This is a genomic window from Pseudomonas sp. SJZ077, assembly GCF_007993905.1.
GTDB lineage: Bacteria > Pseudomonadota > Gammaproteobacteria > Pseudomonadales > Pseudomonadaceae > Aquipseudomonas > Aquipseudomonas mandelii.
The window spans coordinates 48,817-67,112 of record NZ_VIUJ01000017.1 but is presented as its reverse complement, the minus strand read 5'-3'; the positions used below and the strand labels follow the sequence as shown (position 1 = coordinate 67,112).

Below are 18,296 nucleotides of genomic sequence, written 5' to 3'. Positions count from 1 at the left end.
CGCTTGCTCCAGACCAAAAATAAAGGAGCGAGTCGCATGTCTGCTGCTTTTCGTTTGCCGCTGGACGTCTTTTACGAGCGTGAAGCCCGTCATCCCCGCCAGCGATTTCTGGTCCAACCTACCGGCGGCGGACACGTCGAGACCCTGACCTGGGCCGACGTCGGCCATCAGGTTCGCTGCGCCGCGCATTGGCTGCGCGCACGCGAACTGCCCCAAGGCAGCCATATCGCCCTGATTTCGAAAAACTGCGCGCACTGGATCATCGCCGACCTGGCAATCTGGATGGCCGGGCACGTTTCGGTGCCGTTGTACCCCAACCTCACCGCCGAGTCGGTGGCGCAAGTGCTCGAACACTCGGAAGCGGCGCTGGCGTTCATCGGCAAGCTCGATGACTGGCCAGGCATGTCTCGCGGGGTCAGTGCCGATCTGCCGACCATCAGCCTGCCATTGCATCCGCCCGGCACCTTCGATTACAGCTGGGCCGATCTGCAAAAGAGCTCACCGATCCAGGACGATCCCAAGCCGTCCGCCGACCAGTTGGCGACCATCATTTACACCTCCGGCACCACCGGGGTGCCCAAAGGCGTGATGCACAGCTTCGGCAATCTGGGCTTTGCCACCACGCGCGGCACTCAGCTGTTCGGTCTCAACGAGTCGGATCGACTGCTGTCTTACCTGCCGCTGTGCCATGTCGCCGAGCGGATGTTCGTCGAGCTGGCGTCGATCTACACCGGGCAAACCGTGTTCTTTGCCGAAAGCCTCGACACCTTTCTCACCGATTTGCAGCGCGCGCGGCCGACCGCGTTGTTCGGCGTCCCGCGGATCTGGACCAAATTCCAGATGGGCGTGTACAGCAAGATTGCGGCAAAACGCCTCGACTTCCTGCTCGGCCTGCCCTTTATCGGCAAACGGGTCGGGCACAAAGTGCTCGTCGGGTTGGGGCTGGATGCGTTGCGCGTGGCGTTGTCCGGCGCCGCGCCTGTGCCGCAGACCTTGCTGTTGTGGTACCGCAAGCTTGGACTGGATGTGCTGGAGGTCTACGGCATGACCGAAAGCTGTGGTTACTCCCACATCGGCCGGCCCGGCGAGAACAAACCCGGCTGGATCGGCAAGCCTTGCCCGGAGGTTGAAGTGCGGATCGCCGATTCGGGCGAAGTCATGGTGCGCAGCGGTGCGACCATGCTTGGCTATTTCAAGGAGCCCGAGAAAACCGCAGAAACCATCACCGAGGACGGCTTCCTGCGCACCGGCGACAAGGGCGAACAAGATGCCGAAGGCAACCTGCGCCTGACCGGGCGACTGAAGGAGATCTTCAAGACCAGCAAAGGCAAATACGTCGCGCCGGCACCGATCGAAAATCGGCTGGCGGTGCATTCGCGGATCGAACAGGTGTGCGTGGTCGGTGATGGCTTGAGTGCGCCGCTGGGGTTGTGCGTGCTCTCGGCGGTCGGTCAGCAGGACGCCGGGGGAACGGCGCGGGCAGGGTTGCATGCAAGCCTGGAAAAGCTGCTGGAGGAGGTCAATGGCGGCCTCGACAAACACGAACGCTTGCGCCAGTTGGTGGTGGTCAAGGACAGTTGGGCGGTGGAAAACGGCTTCCTGACACCGACCCTGAAGATCAAGCGCAACGTGATCGAAGCGTCTTACGGCGCTCGGTTCGAAGAATGGAGCGAGCGCAGCGAGACGGTGCTGTGGCAGGATTGAGCCACCAATAAAACCAACAAAGGAAAGCAAGATGAGTCTGTGGCGTACCATTCCCGACGTCGAGCAGTTGAACGTAATCCAGAAAAACACTATTGGCGAAGTGCTGGATATTCGCTTCGAAGCCTTTGATGACGAGTCCCTGACCGCGAGCATGGTCATCGACCACCGCACCCACCAGCCTTACGGTTTGCTGCACGGCGGCGCGTCGGTGGTGCTGGCCGAGACGGTCGGTTCCATGGCCAGTTACTTGTGCATCGATGCCAGCAAATTCTATTGTGTGGGTCTGGAAATCAACGCCAATCACTTGCGCGGATTGCGCAGCGGGCGAGTGACGGCAGTGGCCAAGCCGATTCACATTGGGCGCACGACTCATGTCTGGGATATCCGTTTGAGCAGTGACGAGGGCAAGGCCAGTTGCGTGTCGCGGTTGACCATGGCGGTCGTGCCGTTGGGCGAGAATCCACCGGCCCGCTGATTGTCGAGCGAACCACATCTTCCGGCCCGATGATTACCTGTGGCGAGGGAGCTTGCTCCCGTTGGCTGCGACAGCAGCCCTTGCCGGCACGCCTCTCGCGGCGTGCACCGGTTTTGGGCCTGCTGCGCAGCCGAACGCGAGCAAGCTCGCTCGCCACAGGGTTCGGCGATGTCTGAATGCTCATGCCCCTGACCGGACTGTCATCATTCCTGGCACTTACAGTCATTGCCGCCGCCTCGCGTCTTACGGACAATCAACCCTTGTTTTCGCTCATGGATTTGCCGGTATGTCGCAACAGATATTTTTCGCCCACGCCAATGGCTTTCCTTCGGGCACCTACGGCAAGTTGTTCGCGGCGCTGGCGCCCGAGTACCAGGTGACGCATCTGGAACAGCACGCCCACGATCCGCGTTTTCCGGCGGACGACAATTGGCGCAACCTGGTGGATGAGCTGATCCATCACCTCAAAGAGCAACCGGAGCCGGTCTGGGGCGTCGGCCATTCCTTCGGCGGCGTGCTGCACCTGCACGCGGCGTTGCGTTGCCCTGAACTGTATCGGGGCGTGGTGATGCTCGATTCGCCGGTGCTGACCCGCGCCGATCAATGGGTGATCCGTGCGGCCAAGCGTTTCGGTTTCATCGACCGCCTGACCCCCGCCGGCCGTACATTGGGGCGCCGGGAAGAGTTCGCTGACCTGGACGCGGCACGGCTCTATTTCGCCGGCAAAACCCTGTTCCGCAGCTTTGATCCCGAGTGCTTCGACGCTTACCTGCAACACGGTTTGCAAAAAGTCGGCGACAAGCTGCGCCTGCGTTTCGACCCGGCCACGGAGATCAGCATCTACCGTGGCGTCCCGCACACCAGTCCAGGCCAGGCACGCCAGTTGAAAGTGCCGCTGGCGGTGGTGCGCGGGCACAAGAGCCGGGTGGTGATGCGTCACCATGCAAGCTCCGTCGGGCGTATGCCGCTGGGTGAGTCCCTGACCATGCCGGGTGGCCACATGTTCCCCCTCGAACGTCCGCAAGACACCGCCACGCTGCTGAAAAACCTGTTCAGCCGCTGGGAAGGTCGTCGCCAACAGGATTGCGCATGAGCCACGTTGTCGAAGAAGTTCGCCTGAGCCTGCCGCACATCGAGCTGGCCGCGCACCTGTTCGGTCCCGAAGACGGCCTGCCGGTGATCGCCCTGCACGGCTGGCTGGACAACGCCAACAGCTTCGCCCGGCTGGCACCGAAGCTCAAAGGCCTGCGCATCATCGCCCTCGACATGGCCGGTCACGGACATTCCGGGCATCGCCCGACCGGCGCCGGTTACGCGATGTGGGACTACGCTCACGACGTGCTGCAAGTCGCCGAGCAGTTGGGCCTGAAGCGTTTTGCACTGATGGGGCACTCGATGGGGGCGATCGCTTCGTTGATTATTGCCGGGTCGATGCCGGAACGTGTCACGCATCTGGCGTTGATCGACGGCATCATTCCTCCGACAGACAAAGGCGAAAATGCCGCCGAACGCATGGGCATGGCCCTGCAAGCCCAGCTGGATCTGCGGGAAAAGCGCAAACCGGTCTACAACACCCTGGATCGAGCCATCGAGGCACGCATGAAAGGCCTGGTGGCGGTCAGTCGCGAAGCCGCCGAGCTGTTGGCCCAGCGTGGACTCATGCCGGTGCCGGGCGGTTACACCTGGCGCACTGACAACCGACTCACGCTGCCATCGCCCCTGCGTCTGACAACCGAACAGGCGATGGCCTTCGTCCAGCGGGTCAGTTGCCCTGCGTTTTTGGTGGTAGCAGCTGACGGCATGCTCGCCAAACATCCCGAGTTGCTGGAGCGTCTACCCTTTAGCCGTGAACAGCTGCCTGGCGGCCATCATTTGCACCTGAATGACGAACCCGGCGCCGACCTTGTCGCAGACTGTTTCAATCGGTTCTTCGCCGTTCCTTGACTTGCGCCGGGCAACTGTCGAGGCTGGGCGGGTTGAAATGGGAGACAACCATGATAGATCTCTACACCGCTGCGACCCCGAATGGCCACAAGGTCTCTATCGTGCTCGAGGAACTCGGCCTGCCCTACACGGTGCACGCCTTGAGTTTCGACAAAAAGGAACAGAAGTCACCGGACTTCCTCAAGATCAATCCCAATGGCCGGATTCCGGCCATTGTCGACCGCGCCAACGGCGATTTTGCCGTGTTCGAATCCGGCGCCATCCTGATTTACCTCGCTGAGCTGGGCGGCAAATTGCTGCCCCAGGACCCGAAAGGGCGCTCGGTCGTCCTGCAATGGCTGATGTTCCAGATGGGTGGGATCGGGCCGATGCAGGGGCAGGCCAACGTGTTTTTCCGTTACTTTCCAGAAAAACTCCAGGGCGCCATCGACCGCTATCAACATGAAACACGTCGCCTCTATGAGGTGCTCGATACTCGCCTGCAAGCCGTGGAGTTTCTGGCGGGCGAGTACAGCATTGCCGACATTGCCACCTATCCGTGGGTGCGTGGCCATGAGTGGTCGGGCGTCGAGGTTGACGGTTTGCCGGCCTTGCAGCGCTGGATGGCATCCATGGAAGCGCGTCCGGCGGTCCAGCGTGGTTTGCTGGTGCCCGAGCGCTTCGATGATGCCAGTGTCGTCAAGGGTGCCCAGGCCATGCTGATCCGATGAGTCTATCCATGCGTTCATTCAATGTGCTGGTGCTGTGTTGTTTCAGTCCCTTGTTATTTGCCGCCGATGTCCCGGGCAGTCAGGACTTGCCGATCGTGCCGCGCATGGCCGACGCGCAGATCGTCGACTATCGCCCCGGCGTTGAGCTCGAGCGGATTTATCCGCTGGGTTCGATCCGTAAGATCAGCGGCCAGTTGCGCTTCGATGGTCAGGTCAGCGCCCGGGGAACGGCGACATCGGTGACCTATGAGTTGCCGCCGGAGCATTCGTCAACCGACGCCTTCACTGCCGCGCGTGAAGCGTTGCAAGAGCAGGGTGCCGGCTTGCTGTTCTGGTGTCAGGCACGTGATTGCGGTGAAAGCAGCCTCTGGGCCAATGAGGTCTTTGGGAACGCCAAGTTGTACGGTGCCGACGATCAACAGGCGTACTTGCTCTTGCGTCTCGCGGCGCCCCGGGACAATACGTTGGTGGCGCTTTACAGCATCACTCGCGGCAATCGCAAAGCCTACCTGCACGTCGAGCAGTTCGACGCTGCCGCGCCGCTGGGTGATTTGCTGCCGACGTCGGCGACCTTGCTGCGAGAGCTGAAAAGCACGGGCGAACTCGATTTCCCCACATTGAGCGCCGATCCTGATGCCACCTGGCTGCGCCTCATTTCTCGCGGCTTGAACCTCGACACCACCTTGCGGGTCAGTGTTTCCGGGCCAAACGCCGAAGCGTGGCGCCAGGCGCTGATCGGGCAGGGCGTGCGGGCGGCGCGAATGGAAACCGGCAGCGCCAAAAGCCCTGGCCTGCACATCGAACTGTTGCGATAAGCTTCATCAGGCAAACGCGGCTGGCGCGTTTGCCTGCTCTTTGTTGACTGATTTTTTCGAGAACCTACATGCTCAATAACGATCGGCTGTTGGTGCAGATCCTGCTCCTGGTGCTGTTTGGCGCGAGCCTCTGGGTGATGGCGCCGTTCTGGTCGGCCTTGTTCTGGGGCGCGGTGCTGGCGTTCGCCAGTTGGCCGCTGATGCGGTTGTTGACCCGCTGGCTCAACGGCCGGGAATCCCTGGCCGCGCTGGTGCTGACACTGGGCTGGATGTTGCTGGTGGCGGTGCCGCTGGTCTGGCTCGGGTTCAACCTGGCGGATCACGTGCGTGATGCCACTGCGTTCATCAAGGATGTGCAGATGGACGGTTTGCCCGAAGCACCGACCTGGCTGGGCGGCGTTCCTTTGGTGGGCGAGCGGTTGATGGTGATCTGGAACAGCATCGATGAGCAAGGCGCGGCGATGATGGTGGCGGTCAAACCGTATCTGGGTCAGGTCGGCAACTGGCTGCTGGCACGCAGTGCGCAGATTGGCGGCGGGATTCTCGAGCTGACATTGAGCATTGTGTTCGTGTTCTTTTTCTACCGTGACGGGCCGCGGCTGGCGGCGTTTGTCCATGGGCTGCTGGAGCGCCTGATCGGTGATCGCGCCGGGTACTACATCGAACTCGTGGCCGGGACGGTGCAGCGTGTGGTGAACGGGGTGATCGGCACAGCGGCGGCGCAGGCGGTCCTGGCATTGATCGGGTTCCTGATTGCCGGGGTGCCCGGGGCGCTGGTGCTGGGCATCGTGACGTTCATGCTCAGTCTGATTCCGATGGGGCCACCGTTGGTATGGATTCCGGCCACCGTGTGGCTGGCCTGGAAGGGTGAGTACGGGATGGCGGTGTTCCTCGGGTGCTGGGGCACGTTCATCATCAGCGGCGTCGACAACGTGCTGAAGCCGTACCTGATCAGCCGGGGCGGGAATCTGCCATTGGTGATCGTGTTGCTCGGCGTGTTTGGCGGGTTGATTGCGTTCGGGTTTATCGGGCTGTTCATCGGGCCTACGTTGCTGGCGGTTGCGTACAGTCTGTTGACGGACTGGAGCAAGAGTCATGCGCGGGTAGACGATCGCCGGCCCTGAGATTTTCGGCGGGGCTGAGGGCCTCATCGCGAGCAGGCTCGCTCCCACAGGGGATTTGTGAAGGGCGCAGATCCACTGTGGGAACGGGCTTGCTCGCGAAGCTTTTGACTCAGGTCGATACGTTCAAGTATTTACCCACGCTCGCCACGTTATCGAGCGAATACTGCTTGCTCAGGTTGGCGATCATTTTGTTCAGCGCTTCATTGACGTTGAATTGAGCGGTGGAGTTGTCGCTGGTTTTCTCGCGACCTGCTTGCAGCGCCGCGTTCAGTTCATCGCTGCTGACCTCACCGCTGCCGTCACTGTCCAACTCCTTGAGCAACGCAGCGCTGGTGTCGGTGCTGGTCGATGAGGTGCTGTTGCTGGCCTGCAGCACGCTGCTCAGTTCGGTGGCGGTCACGCTGCCATCGCTGTCCGTATCCAGCTGGCTGAACAATTCTTCGCTGGACACCTGCTGCTGTGGTGGCGGCGGGGTCAGGCTGGCGGCGAGTTCGTCCTTGCTGACGGTGCCGTCCTGGTTCTTGTCCAGGGCCGAGAAGATTTCTGTACTGTCGGCGCTGCTGCCAGCGTTGTTCAGGCCGTTGCTCAATTCGTCGCTGCTGATGGCGCCGTCACCGTCGGCGTCCAGGGCGCTGACGAGCGCGTCGGCCAGTTCGGTGTTGGGTGCCTGGTCATGCGGCGGTGGTGGCGGCGGTGCCATTGCCGCCATTTCCTCGCTGCTCAAGCTGCCGCTGTCGTCACTGTCCAGATCACCAAAGTTTTTGCTCAGGCTGACCAGCAGGCCGTCATCGGTTTTCTGCGACAGGGCACTTTCAAGTTCGCCCTGATCCACCGCGCCGTCGCTGTTGCTGTCGAGCTTGGCGAACAGTTCTTTCTGGAATTGCTGGCTGCGGGCGCTGTTGGTCGAGGCACTGCTGGTGCTGGTATAGCTCGTGTAGTTGCTGACACTACCAATCATTGGACTCACTCCCTGGAATGGAAAACCGGTGGGTGCACCGGCTTATGCAGCGTCAAGGGGCAAGGTGTCGTGGGTGTGTGAGGTTTGTACCGATTGGTACACACAAGTCTCAGGCCAGGCTCGGATCATGTAGGCGTGAGCCTGCTCGCGAAAGCGGCGGGTCAGTCGACATCAATGTTGAATGATCGACCGCTTCGCGAGCAGGCTCACTCCTGCAGGAATTGGTGTGTGGTTCAGGCGCGGGGCAGGCGTATGACGGCGGTGAGACCGCCGCCGGGTGTTTCTTCCAGGCTCAACTGCCCACCCAGTCGTTCCGCCGCCTCGCGAGCGATGGTCATACCGAGCCCGACGCCGCCCGAATTGCGATTACGCGAACCTTCCAGCCGAAAGAACGGCTCGAACACCGCTTCACGTTTGTCCGCCGCAATACCCGGGCCGTGGTCGATGACGCGGATCACCAGTTGCTCACGGTTGTCTTCGAGCGTGATCCGCGCGTGCCCGGCATAGCGCAGGGCGTTGTCCAGCAGATTATTGATGCACGAGCGCAACGCCATCGGCTGCACTTGCAGCGGCGCGCAGTGGCCGCTGGCCTGGACATCTGCCCCCTGGTCCTGGGCGTTTTCGCTCAAGGACTCCACCAGCGCCTGCACGTCCATCCATTGCCCGGCTTCGCTGGTGCGCTGCTCGTGCAAATAGGTGAGGGTGGCATCGAGCATGCTGATCATGTCGTCCAAGTCCTGGCGCATCTGGCCCTGCAGCTTGTGGTCTTCGATCTGCTCCAGCCGCAGCTTGAGGCGAGAGAGCGGCGTGCGCAGGTCGTGGGACACCGCGCCGAGCATCCGTGAGCGCTGCTGCACCTGTTCGATAATGCGTTTCTGCATCAAATTGAAGGTGTAGGCCGCTTGTCGAGCTTCCCGTGGGCCGGATTCATCCAGCGGCGAGCTGTCGAGGTTTTCGCTCAAGCGTTCGGCGGCATCGCTCAGCCGCTGGATCGGCCGGCTGAGCAGTTTGGCGCCGTACCAGGCGGCAATGATCAGCGTGACAAACTGGAACGTCAGCGGCACCAAGGGGCCGCCGAACCACGGCCGCGGTGGCCGGTTTTCGAAGCGCGGGTCCATCGGCGGGCGCTGTCCGCCCATGCCTTCGGAAAATCCCGGCGGCGGTGGAGGCGGGGGAGGACCGTAATGGTGAAACCAGGCAAACGCCAACAGGTGCGCCAGGATGATCGCCAGCAGCAGCACGCCAAACAGGCGGCCGAACAGCGTATCGAAGCGCGCCCGCATCAGCCGATGTCTCGTGCGTCGAACAGATAACCCTCACCGCGAACGGTCTTGATCAACTGCGGGGCTTTCGGGTCATCACCGAGCTTCTGGCGCAGGCGCGAGACCAGCAAGTCGATGCTGCGATCAAACGCCTCGATGGAACGACCACGGGCAGCGTCCAGCAGTTGTTCACGGCTGAGCACCCGGCGCGGACGCTCAATGAACACCCAGAGCAGGCGGAATTCGGCGTTGGACAGCGGCACCACCAGACCGTCGGCGGCGATCAATTGCCGCAGCACGCTGTTCAGGCGCCAGTTGTCGAAGCGAATATTCGCACGCTGTTCGGTGCGATCGTCGCGCACTCGACGCAGAATGGTCTGAATCCGCGCGACCAGTTCCCTTGGTTCGAAGGGCTTGGCCATGTAGTCGTCGGCGCCCAGTTCCAGGCCGATGATCCGGTCGGTGGGTTCGCAGCGTGCGGTGAGCATCAGGATCGGAATGTCCGATTCGGCGCGCAGCCAGCGGCACAGGGACAACCCGTCTTCACCGGGCAGCATCAGGTCGAGCACCACCACGTCGAAATGCTCCGCTTGCAACGCCAGGCGCATGGCAGCGCCATCGGTGACGCCGCTGGCGTGAATGTTGAACCGGGCCAGGTAGTCGATCATCAGTTCGCGGATCGGGACGTCATCGTCGACGATCAGGGCGCGAATGCTCCAGCGTTTGTCGTCAGCGGGTGCTTTTTGATCGTCGTTCAGAGGTGCTGGGGTGCTGTGCATGCGTGCGTTCATCTGCCAGGTAGGCTGCCAACCACAAAGATGGGCTGCGAGGTTGTGGTTCCAGCATAGGCGTCCGGCCCGGAGGCGGGAAGTGCTGTAAGGACGTGTTGCGGCTGCCGAGGGTAGCGAGGAAGGGTGTAGTGGGCGTGTCGTGTGTGTATCGAACTCGACACAATCGGCGCAGGGACTAGTCTTGCTGGAGTCTTCGGGACGATTTACCGATCATCGGGTCCCGCAGTGGCGCTGGTTCCGCTACAATGCGCGCCGATTTCGTCCTGCCTGAGAGCCCGCACATGTCCGTCTGCCAGACTCCTATCATCGTCGCCCTGGATTTCCCCACCCGTGACGCCGCACTGAAGCTGGCCGACCAGTTGGACCCTAAACTGTGCCGGGTCAAAGTCGGTAAGGAGCTGTTCACCAGCTGCGCCTCGGAAATCGTCGGCACCTTGCGTGACAAGGGCTTTGAAGTGTTCCTGGACCTCAAGTTCCACGACATCCCGAACACCACCGCGATGGCGGTTAAAGCCGCGGCGGAAATGGGCGTGTGGATGGTCAACGTTCATTGCTCCGGCGGTCTGCGCATGATGGCCGCCTGCCGTGAAGTGCTGGATCAGCGTACCGGCCCCAAACCGCTGTTGATCGGCGTGACCGTGCTGACCAGCATGGAACGTGAGGATCTGGCGGGTATCGGCCTGGACATCGAGCCGCAGGAACAGGTGCTGCGTCTGGCGGCACTGGCAGAAAAAGCCGGAATGGACGGTCTGGTGTGCTCGGCCCTGGAAGCCCGTGCCCTGAAATCGGCGCACCCGACGCTGCAACTGGTGACCCCAGGGATTCGCCCGGCGGGCAGCGCCCAGGACGATCAGCGCCGTATCCTGACCCCGCGTCAGGCGCTGGATGCCGGTTCCGATTACCTGGTCATTGGCCGTCCGATCAGCCAGGCGGCAGATCCAGCGAAGGCGTTGGCCGAAGTTGTAGCCGAAATCGCCTGATCAAACACCGAAGATCAAAAATGTGGGAGTGAGCAGGCTCACTCCCACATTGGTTTTGGGGTGAATTCAACTGTTGGGCTAAACCTTCAACACCAACTTCCCGAAATTCTCGCCGCTGAACAATTTCATCAGCGTCTCCGGGAAGGTCTCCAGTCCTTCAACAATGTCTTCCTTGCTCTTGAGCTGCCCCTTGGCCATCCAGCCGGCCATTTCCTGCCCGGCGGCGGCGAACTGAGCAGCGTAGTCCATCACCACGAAGCCTTCCATTCGCGCGCGGTTGACCAGCAACGACAGGTAGTTGGCCGGGCCCTTGACCGCTTCCTTGTTGTTGTACTGGCTGATGGCGCCACAAATCACCACGCGCGCTTTCATGGCCAGGCGACCCAGCACCGCGTCGAGAATATCGCCGCCGACGTTATCGAAATACACGTCGACACCTTTTGGACATTCACGCTTAAGGCCGGCATGCACGTCTTCGTTCTTGTAGTCGATGACGCCGTCAAACCCCAGTTCGTCGATCAGGAATTTGCACTTGTCCGCGCCGCCCGCGATGCCGATCACGCGGCAGCCTTTGATCTTGGCGATCTGCCCGGCAATGCTGCCCACCGCACCGGCCGCGCCGGAGAGCACCACGGTGTCACCTTCCTTCGGTGCGCCGACATCAAGCAACGCGAAGTAGGCGGTCATCCCGGTCATGCCCAGCGCGGACAGGTAACGGGGCAGCGGTGCCAGTTTCGGATCGACTTTGTAGAAACCTCGTGGCTCGCCGAGGAAATAATCCTGTACGCCCAAGGCTCCGTTGACGTAGTCCCCGACCGCAAAACCAGGATTGTTCGAGGCAACGACTTTGCCTACACCCAATGCGCGCATGACTTCGCCGATACCGACCGGCGGAATGTAGGACTTGCCCTCGTTCATCCAGCCACGCATGGCCGGGTCCAGGGACAGGTATTCGTTTTTGACCAGGATCTGACCCGCAGCCGGTTCACCGACTGGCACTTCTTGATAGGTAAAGGTCTCGCGGGTAGCCGCGCCCACCGGACGTTTGGCGAGCAGGAACTGGCGATTGGTCTGGGTAGTCATGACAGGCACTCAAGATGAATGAAGCCTTGTTGATAGACCTTCATGATCGATGCCGCAAGTTTGGCTGATGCGGCGAATGCACGTCGATCCAGTGCAGTGATAGTCGGTGCCGCAGTTCTATCACTGCCACTCATGGTCACTCAACCGGGCTTCTGATAGTGCTGCCGTGTCCCATGCCCCTGTGGCTAGACTGGAAACACACGATCCCCCGCATTCTTCTCTTTGAGGGCATAACAATGAGCATGACGTTTTCCGGCCAGGTCGCCGTGGTGACCGGCGCTGCCAACGGTATTGGCCGCGCGACCGCCCAGGCATTCGCCGCTGAAGGGTTGAAAGTGGTGGTGGCCGACATGGACACGGCCGGGGGCGAAGGCACTGTGGCGCTGATTCGTACAGCGGGCGGCGAAGCGACCTTCGTGCGCTGCAACGTCACGCTGGAAAGCGATGTAAAAAATCTGATGGACGAAGTGGTGAATACCTACGGCCGTCTGGACTACGCCTTCAACAATGCCGGCATCGAGATCGAGAAAGGCAAACTGGCTGAAGGCACCCTTGATGAGTTCGACGCGATCATGGGCGTCAACGTCAAAGGCGTCTGGCTGTGCATGAAGTACCAGTTGCCGTTGCTGCTGGCCCAGGGCGGCGGCGCGATCGTCAACACCGCTTCGGTGGCGGGCCTTGGTGCGGCGCCGAAGATGAGCATTTACGCGGCGTCGAAACACGCGGTGATCGGCCTGACCAAGTCGGCGGCGATCGAATACGCCAAGAAAAAGATTCGCGTAAACGCGGTATGCCCGGCGGTGATCGACACCGACATGTTCCGTCGCGCCTATGAAGCGGACCCGAAGAAGGGCGAGTTCGCCAACGCCATGCACCCGGTCGGCCGCATCGGCAAGGTCGAGGAAATCGCCAGTGCCGTGCTGTATCTGTGCAGCGACGGCGCGGCGTTCACCACCGGTCACTCGCTGGCAGTGGACGGTGGTGTCACAGCGTTCTGACCCATCAAGACCTGCCTCGTAGGAAAAGGCCCGCACACGTGCGGGCTTTTTCATGGTGTCGCGAAGGGCGGCGGACAATGTGTTTCAAATGGTTAGAACCGAGGCTTTTGGCGGCGTTGTCGCACATCCGATCCTGCGCACCTGTGATTAACTGCTCCCCGCAAATGGACAGGAGTTTGCTTGCTCATGGAATTGAGAATCGATCGACAGGCATTGGTGCCGGTCGTACAGCAAATCGTCGATGGGTTGGCCGTCTGGCTCCGTCAGAGCGAGGTGCAGCCAGGGACACGTTTACCTTCTGCGCGGCACATCGCGCGGGTCAATCTGCTCAGTCAGTCCAGCGTCGTCGAAGCCTGTGAGCGGCTGGTGACTCAAGGTGTGCTGGCGCCGCGTCATGGCGCCGGTTTCATTGTCGCCACGCCAACGCTGGTCGCCCAGGGGCAACAGGATTGCCTCTGGTTCGAAGGGGCGGAACTGAAACAGGGCGGCTGCTCGGGCGAACTTAAGCTGGGCTGTGGCGGGTTGCCGGAGAGCTGGCGCGAGACTGACGACCTGAGCTACGCGATTCGTCAGGTCAGCCGTACCGACATGGCCGGGTTGTTCAACTACAGCACTTCCCGAGGCCTGCCTGCCTTGCGTCTGCAAATTCTCAAACGCCTTGGACGGCTCGGTATCGAAGTGGATGAAAACCGTATCCTGACCACCGCAGGTGCCAGTCAGGGGCTCGACCTGATCGTGCGCACCTTGCTCAAGCCGGGAGATTGCGTGGTGGTGGAAAGTCCGGGGTATCCACTGTTGTTTGACCTGCTCAGGCTGCACGGCGTGACGATGATCGAGGTGCCTCGTACCCCGCGCGGGCCCGACACGGAGCAACTGCAATTACTATTGTTAAAGCACCGGCCCCGCGCGCTATTCATCAACAGTTTCTACCACAACCCGACGGGCAGTTGCCTGACGCCTGCGATGGCGCAGCAGGTTTTGCAATTGACCAAGACCCATGGCGTGCTGGTGATTGAAGATGACGTCTATGCCGATTTGCACTACGGCCCCGGCACGCGCCTCGCTGCATTGGGGGGGGATGACAACGTGATCTACGTTGGCAGTTACTCGAAAACCCTCAGCAGTTCATTGCGGGTCGGCTTTGTCGTGGCCAGCGAAGGGGTCATATCGCGATTGGCTGAGGTCAAGATGATCAGCAGCATGGGCGCCTCAAGGTTCTGCGAGTCGGTGCTGACTTGCCTGTTGGCCAGCGGCGCGTACCGCAAACTGGTACAGCGTCAGCGCCAGCGTTTGAATACGGACAGAGAGGCGGCCTTGCAAGTGCTCGAAGACGCCGAGTGGGAGGTTTTCGGCAAGCCGGCTGGTGGCCTGTTTATCTGGGCGCGATCGCGGATGTCCGACTACGCTCAGGTGCGCAAACAGGCCCGGCGCTGCGGTGTGCTGCTGTCTTCTGCCACGGCCTTCAGTCCTGACGGCCAGGCGAAAGATTGGCAGCGCATCAACGTTGCTTATGCCTGCGATCCTCGTGCCCGGGCTTTTTTTCAGGCGACCGCTGCGAATCGACCTAAAGCGTTCTGAAAACGACGTGGACGTAGCTTTTTGCCATTATTCCGACGCCAGAGACTTGTGCTGGCCCATGCCCATTGCGAATCTGCGTCAACAGACTATGTCAGGGGACTAAGTGCAATGATTTCGGCCGTGCAAGGACGTTTTGCCAACCTCGGTATGGCAAAAAAAATGGGTGTCGGGTTTGTCTTGGTGCTGCTGTTGACGGCCCTGGTGGCAGCCATCGGCGTTTGGTCCCTGCAAACCATCAGTCAGCGCTTCGACGGGCTCAAGCAGATGTCGTCGCTCAACAGCGGTTTGCTCAAGGTGCGACTGCTTGAGCAGGAATACGCCTTGCACGGCAACCCGAAAACCGCGGATGCCCTGCGCCAGGGGGTTGATGGCCTGATCGCCTTGGCGGCGCAGCTCAAGGCTGCTTCAGCGGCCAACGTGCCAGTGATGAATGACGTCGAGCAGTCCCTGGCGGCTTATCGCAAGGCCTTCGACGAATTCGTCTCGCTGAGTCAGGCCAAGGACCTGGCCCTGGAAATGGCCAGTTGGTCGGTGTCCAGCGTGGCCAATAATCTGGATGTCCTGCAAGCCGGGCTTGCCGACGATGGCGCCTATACCTTGAAGGAGTCCGAAGGCAAGGACGGTGGGCAGTTCATCGAGCAAGCCAATCAGGTCAGCCAGGTGTCGCGGTTGATGCTGCAGGCCATGAACGAAGCGCGTGTGCGTCTGGATCAGAGCCGCAAGGGCGATGACAGCGCAGCTCAGGGCAAGATCGAGCAGGCCGATCAGGCGCAGGTTCAGGCCGAGCAGTTGAAAACCACAGTCAAGGATGAGGGCTATCAGACTGTCCTCAATGAAGTGGCGGGTCACATCACCAGTTTCAGCGAGAAACTGACCGAATACACCGGTCTGTTAGCCCAGGAAAAAACCGTCTATGAGCAACTGCACCAGCGTGCTGCGCAGGTGGTGGAGCGGGTCGATCAGGCGTATGTCGCCGAAGACCAGTCGATGCAGGCCGAATTGAAAAAGAACTCGATGCTGATCATCGGCTCCTCGGCCCTGGCGTTGCTGGTCGGGTTGATCGCGGCGTGGGTCATTACCCGATTGATCGTGGCGCCGCTGCGCAGTGTGATTCGTGTTGCGCAGCAGATCGCCGCGGGTGATTTGAGTGCGACGGTTGAAGTGACGCGCCGTGACGAAATCGGCCAGTTGATGCAGGCCATGCAACAGATGGGGGCGGGGCTGAGCACCATCGTCAGCGGTTTGCAGGCCGGTATCGAGCAGTTGGCGAGTTCGGCGCAATCCTTGTCGGCGGTGACCGAGCAGACCAACCTGGAGGTCAGCAGCCAGAAGGAAGAAACCGAGCAGGTCGCCACGGCGATGAATCAGATGACGGCGACGGTGCACGATGTGGCGCGTAACGCGGAGGAAGCCGCTCAGGCTGCGCAAACGGCGGACGGTAAGGTGGAAAGTGGCCAGCAGGTGGTGCGTCAAAGCATGGCGCGGATCGAGCAGCTGGCGGATTCGGCGACGTCGGCCAGTTCGAGCATCGAAAGCCTGAGTGCAGAAATCCAGAACATCGGCACGGTGCTCAGTGTGATCAAGAGTGTCGCCGAGCAAACCAACCTGTTGGCGCTCAATGCGGCGATCGAGGCAGCACGGGCCGGCGAGCAGGGCAGGGGGTTTGCGGTTGTGGCGGATGAGGTTCGGGCGTTGGCCAAGCGCACTCAGCAATCGACCGAGGAGATTGAGCGTCTGGTGAGCGCCTTGCGTTCGGCGGCGCAGTCGTCGGTGCAGCAGATTCAGAACAGTGGTGAGCTGGTGAAGCTGGCGGTGAGTGACGCGTTGCAGACTGAGAGTGCGCTGGGAAGTATTGCGGCGGCGGTGTCGTTGATTCAGCAGATGAACCAGCAGATTGCGGCGGCCGCCGAGGAGCAGAGTTCGGTGGCCGAGGAGATTAATCGCAGTGTGACGAGTATTCGTGCGAGTGCGGATCAGTCTTCGTTGGCGATGCGGGGGAATGCGGCGTCGAGCATTGAATTGGCGCAGTTGGGGGTTGAGTTGAAGGGGATGGTCGGACACTTCCGGCTCTGATTTTTCTCCCTGCGTATGTGCACAGATCTAATGTGGGAGTGAGCCTGCTCGCGATGGCGGCCTTCGGGCCGACCATGTTGTGGTTGACCGGGTACATATCCATTTCTGCGGTAACGGCGGCTGGCGGTTTCGCCCTTACGGCGAGTCCCTTTTGTCAAACGCCACAAAAGGAACCAAAAAGTCTCGCCCCAAGCGTCCGGCCCCTCGCCAAGGCTCGGCGTTCCTTCGCTCCGGTATCCATCCGGGGACACTGCCCTCCGGTCTGCTTCGCGACGACCTACATGCAGCGTGTTCGACTGCGTCGAACGGCGCTGCGCGCCACTCCCCGGATGAACACCTCCACTCAGCCTCCCGAAAGGGGCGGGTAGATCAAGATCAAGAGCTGCAGGCGAGCTAACGCTCGGCCTGATGAGTGGTGAAAATCAAAAGCTGTACGCCGAACTCTTGTAGGAGCGAGGCTTGCCCGCGAAGGCAGCCTGACAGCCGACCAATGACTTGCAGGTGAACACCTAACCCTGTAGGAACTGGCTTGCCAGCGATGACGGCCAAGCTGCAGGCGAGCTAACGCTCGGCCTGATGAGTGGTGAAGAGCGAAGCGTGTACAGCGAACCGCTTGTAGGAGCGAGGCTTGCCCGCGAAGGCGGCCTGAAAGCCGACCAATGACTTGCAGGTGAACACCTAACCCTGTAGGAGCTGGCCTGCCAGCGATGACGGCCAAGCTGCAGGAGAGCTAACGCTCGGCCTGATGAGTGGTGAAGAGCGAAGCGTTTACAGCGAACCCCTTGTAGGAGCGAGGCTTGCCCGCGAAGGCGGCCTGACAGCCGACCAATGACTTGCAGGTGAACACCTGACCCTGTGGGAGCTGGCCTGCCAGCGATGAGGGCCTCGCCGCCAACCCATCTTGACCGGCAGTACTCACCCGCCAAACCCCGTCCAAAAAAAAAGCCACCTCGCGGTGGCTTCCTTGATTCTTCCGATCAGTCGTAGATCACTTTTTTCTTCCAGTCCGCATCCGCTTCAACTTCTTTGAGGCCGGCGTTCAACTGGTTGGTCTCGCTTTCAACGGCCGCGATGTTGTCCATCACCATGGCGTTGGCCCGCGCCAGGAGTTTTTCCAGGTATTCGAGCTGTTCGGCGTAGATCTGTGGTTCCTGCTGTTTACGCAGGTATTGCACACCGCGCTCGAAGGCGAGGCGGGCCTGGCCTGGCTGGTTTTGTTGCAGGCATTGCTGGCCCAGGTTATTGAAGAACTCGATGTGCAGCAGGACCAGAATGTGGCGCACTTCGCGGATCCAGCGCTTGGCTTCGTTGGTCGGCAGGAAGCCATCCTGTGCGGCGCGGGTGATTTGGCCGTGCAGGGCTTCGAGCAGGAAACGCACGTCCTTGGCCTTGGCTTCGGTCTGGATCGGTGCCGGCGGGTTGTTGACCGGGATCGATTCGCCTTGCGCGACCAGGGCTTCGAGTTCGGTAATCCGGGCCCTGAGGTTGGAACTGGTTTTTTCCAGGTTGAGCAAACGCTTGCAGACATTGAGTTCCAGGCGGGTCAGCAGCAGCTTGAGGCCAGGTGTCATCAGCTGACCGGGGAAGGTCTCGGTGATTTCGCCGCAGCGACGCAGGCGGTCGTTGAGTTCAACCTTGGTACGGGCCTTTTCCAGCTTGTTGTTTTCCACCACATGGTTCATGTAGCCAATGGCGATCAATAGTGCGATCCCGGCTACGACTAGCAGGGTGATCATGAGTGGTGTCACCGGTAAGACCTCTTTATAGGGTTCGCGATCGAGTGTAGTGGCTTGGCATTTGG

Annotated in this window: 16 protein-coding genes and 1 pseudogene; 12 read left to right on the top strand and 5 right to left on the bottom strand. The window is 61.0% G+C overall.

The annotated features are described in order from the left end of the window. Positions 1–36 precede the first annotated feature (36 nt). From FBY01_RS23105 to FBY01_RS23075, 7 genes are all read left to right on the top strand, one after another. On the top strand, positions 37–1,704 hold the full coding sequence (locus FBY01_RS23105) for an AMP-binding protein (protein WP_145309689.1): 1,668 nt from the start codon (positions 37–39) through the stop codon (positions 1,702–1,704). A gap of 31 nt (positions 1,705–1,735) precedes the next feature. Beyond that, on the top strand, positions 1,736–2,179 hold the full coding sequence (locus FBY01_RS23100) for a hotdog fold thioesterase (RefSeq protein WP_145309687.1): 444 nt from the start codon (positions 1,736–1,738) through the stop codon (positions 2,177–2,179). A 202-nt stretch (positions 2,180–2,381) separates the two neighbouring features. Further along, positions 2,382–3,272 (top strand): alpha/beta fold hydrolase, encoded by an 891-nt coding sequence (locus FBY01_RS23095; protein WP_370654446.1) that lies wholly within the window; start codon positions 2,382–2,384, stop codon positions 3,270–3,272. Next, positions 3,269–4,123 carry an alpha/beta hydrolase gene (locus FBY01_RS23090; protein ID WP_083375956.1) on the top strand — a complete coding sequence of 285 codons (855 nt, stop codon included), beginning with the start codon at positions 3,269–3,271 and terminating at the stop codon, positions 4,121–4,123. Before FBY01_RS23095 ends, FBY01_RS23090 begins: the two co-directional genes overlap by 4 nt. A gap of 50 nt (positions 4,124–4,173) precedes the next feature. Then, the gene (locus FBY01_RS23085; RefSeq protein ID WP_077749213.1) at positions 4,174–4,833 is read left to right on the top strand and encodes a glutathione S-transferase family protein; all 660 of its coding nucleotides are present in this window, start codon (positions 4,174–4,176) and stop codon (positions 4,831–4,833) included. Positions 4,834–4,841: 8 nt separating this feature from the next. Further along, positions 4,842–5,648, top strand: a complete 807-nt coding sequence (locus FBY01_RS23080; protein ID WP_145309685.1) for a DUF4892 domain-containing protein — start codon at positions 4,842–4,844, stop codon at positions 5,646–5,648. A 68-nt stretch (positions 5,649–5,716) separates the two neighbouring features. Further along, positions 5,717–6,772, top strand: a complete 1,056-nt coding sequence (locus tag FBY01_RS23075) for an AI-2E family transporter (protein ID WP_010457056.1) — start codon at positions 5,717–5,719, stop codon at positions 6,770–6,772. Positions 6,773–6,881: 109 nt separating this feature from the next. On the opposite strand, the gene xopAW is transcribed toward FBY01_RS23075, so the two are convergent. From xopAW to FBY01_RS23060, 3 genes are all read right to left on the bottom strand, one after another. After that, a complete protein-coding gene (gene xopAW, locus FBY01_RS23070; protein ID WP_145309684.1) occupies positions 6,882–7,730 on the bottom strand; it encodes an EF-hand domain-containing protein in 849 nt (282 codons plus the stop codon). A 233-nt stretch (positions 7,731–7,963) separates the two neighbouring features. Next, on the bottom strand, positions 7,964–9,013 hold the full coding sequence (locus FBY01_RS23065; RefSeq protein WP_145309682.1) for a HAMP domain-containing sensor histidine kinase: 1,050 nt from the start codon (positions 9,011–9,013) through the stop codon (positions 7,964–7,966). Further along, positions 9,013–9,771: a response regulator gene (locus FBY01_RS23060; RefSeq protein WP_077749216.1), complete on the bottom strand. Its 759-nt coding sequence runs from the start codon at positions 9,769–9,771 to the stop codon at positions 9,013–9,015. Before FBY01_RS23060 ends, FBY01_RS23065 begins: the two co-directional genes overlap by 1 nt. A 293-nt stretch (positions 9,772–10,064) precedes the next feature. On the opposite strand from FBY01_RS23060, the gene pyrF reads away from it, so the two are divergent. Further along, on the top strand, positions 10,065–10,763 hold the full coding sequence (gene pyrF / locus FBY01_RS23055; RefSeq protein WP_167362277.1) for an orotidine-5'-phosphate decarboxylase: 699 nt from the start codon (positions 10,065–10,067) through the stop codon (positions 10,761–10,763). 78 nt (positions 10,764–10,841) lie between these two features. Here the strand turns inward: pyrF and FBY01_RS23050 are convergent, their stop codons facing one another. Beyond that, positions 10,842–11,846: an NADP-dependent oxidoreductase gene (locus FBY01_RS23050; RefSeq protein WP_010457045.1), complete on the bottom strand. Its 1,005-nt coding sequence runs from the start codon at positions 11,844–11,846 to the stop codon at positions 10,842–10,844. Between the two features lie 236 nt (positions 11,847–12,082). On the opposite strand from FBY01_RS23050, the gene FBY01_RS23045 reads away from it, so the two are divergent. From FBY01_RS23045 to FBY01_RS32290, 4 genes and pseudogenes are all read left to right on the top strand, one after another. After that, the gene (locus FBY01_RS23045) at positions 12,083–12,844 is read left to right on the top strand and encodes an SDR family oxidoreductase (RefSeq protein WP_077749218.1); all 762 of its coding nucleotides are present in this window, start codon (positions 12,083–12,085) and stop codon (positions 12,842–12,844) included. A gap of 186 nt (positions 12,845–13,030) precedes the next feature. Beyond that, positions 13,031–14,422, top strand: coding sequence for a PLP-dependent aminotransferase family protein (locus tag FBY01_RS23040; protein ID WP_083375960.1), 1,392 nt, complete (start codon positions 13,031–13,033; stop codon positions 14,420–14,422). 108 nt (positions 14,423–14,530) lie between these two features. After that, positions 14,531–15,634, top strand: a pseudogene (locus tag FBY01_RS32295) (HAMP domain-containing protein); the annotation flags it as partial. Continuing rightward, positions 15,614–16,495, top strand: coding sequence for a methyl-accepting chemotaxis protein (locus FBY01_RS32290; protein WP_370655173.1), 882 nt, complete (start codon positions 15,614–15,616; stop codon positions 16,493–16,495). The pseudogene FBY01_RS32295 and the gene FBY01_RS32290, both read left to right, overlap by 21 nt. Before the next feature lie 977 nt (positions 16,496–17,472). Here the strand turns inward: FBY01_RS32290 and FBY01_RS23030 are convergent. After that, the gene (locus FBY01_RS23030) at positions 17,473–18,243 is read right to left on the bottom strand and encodes a hypothetical protein (protein WP_010457037.1); all 771 of its coding nucleotides are present in this window, start codon (positions 18,241–18,243) and stop codon (positions 17,473–17,475) included. Positions 18,244–18,296: the final 53 nt, after the last annotated feature.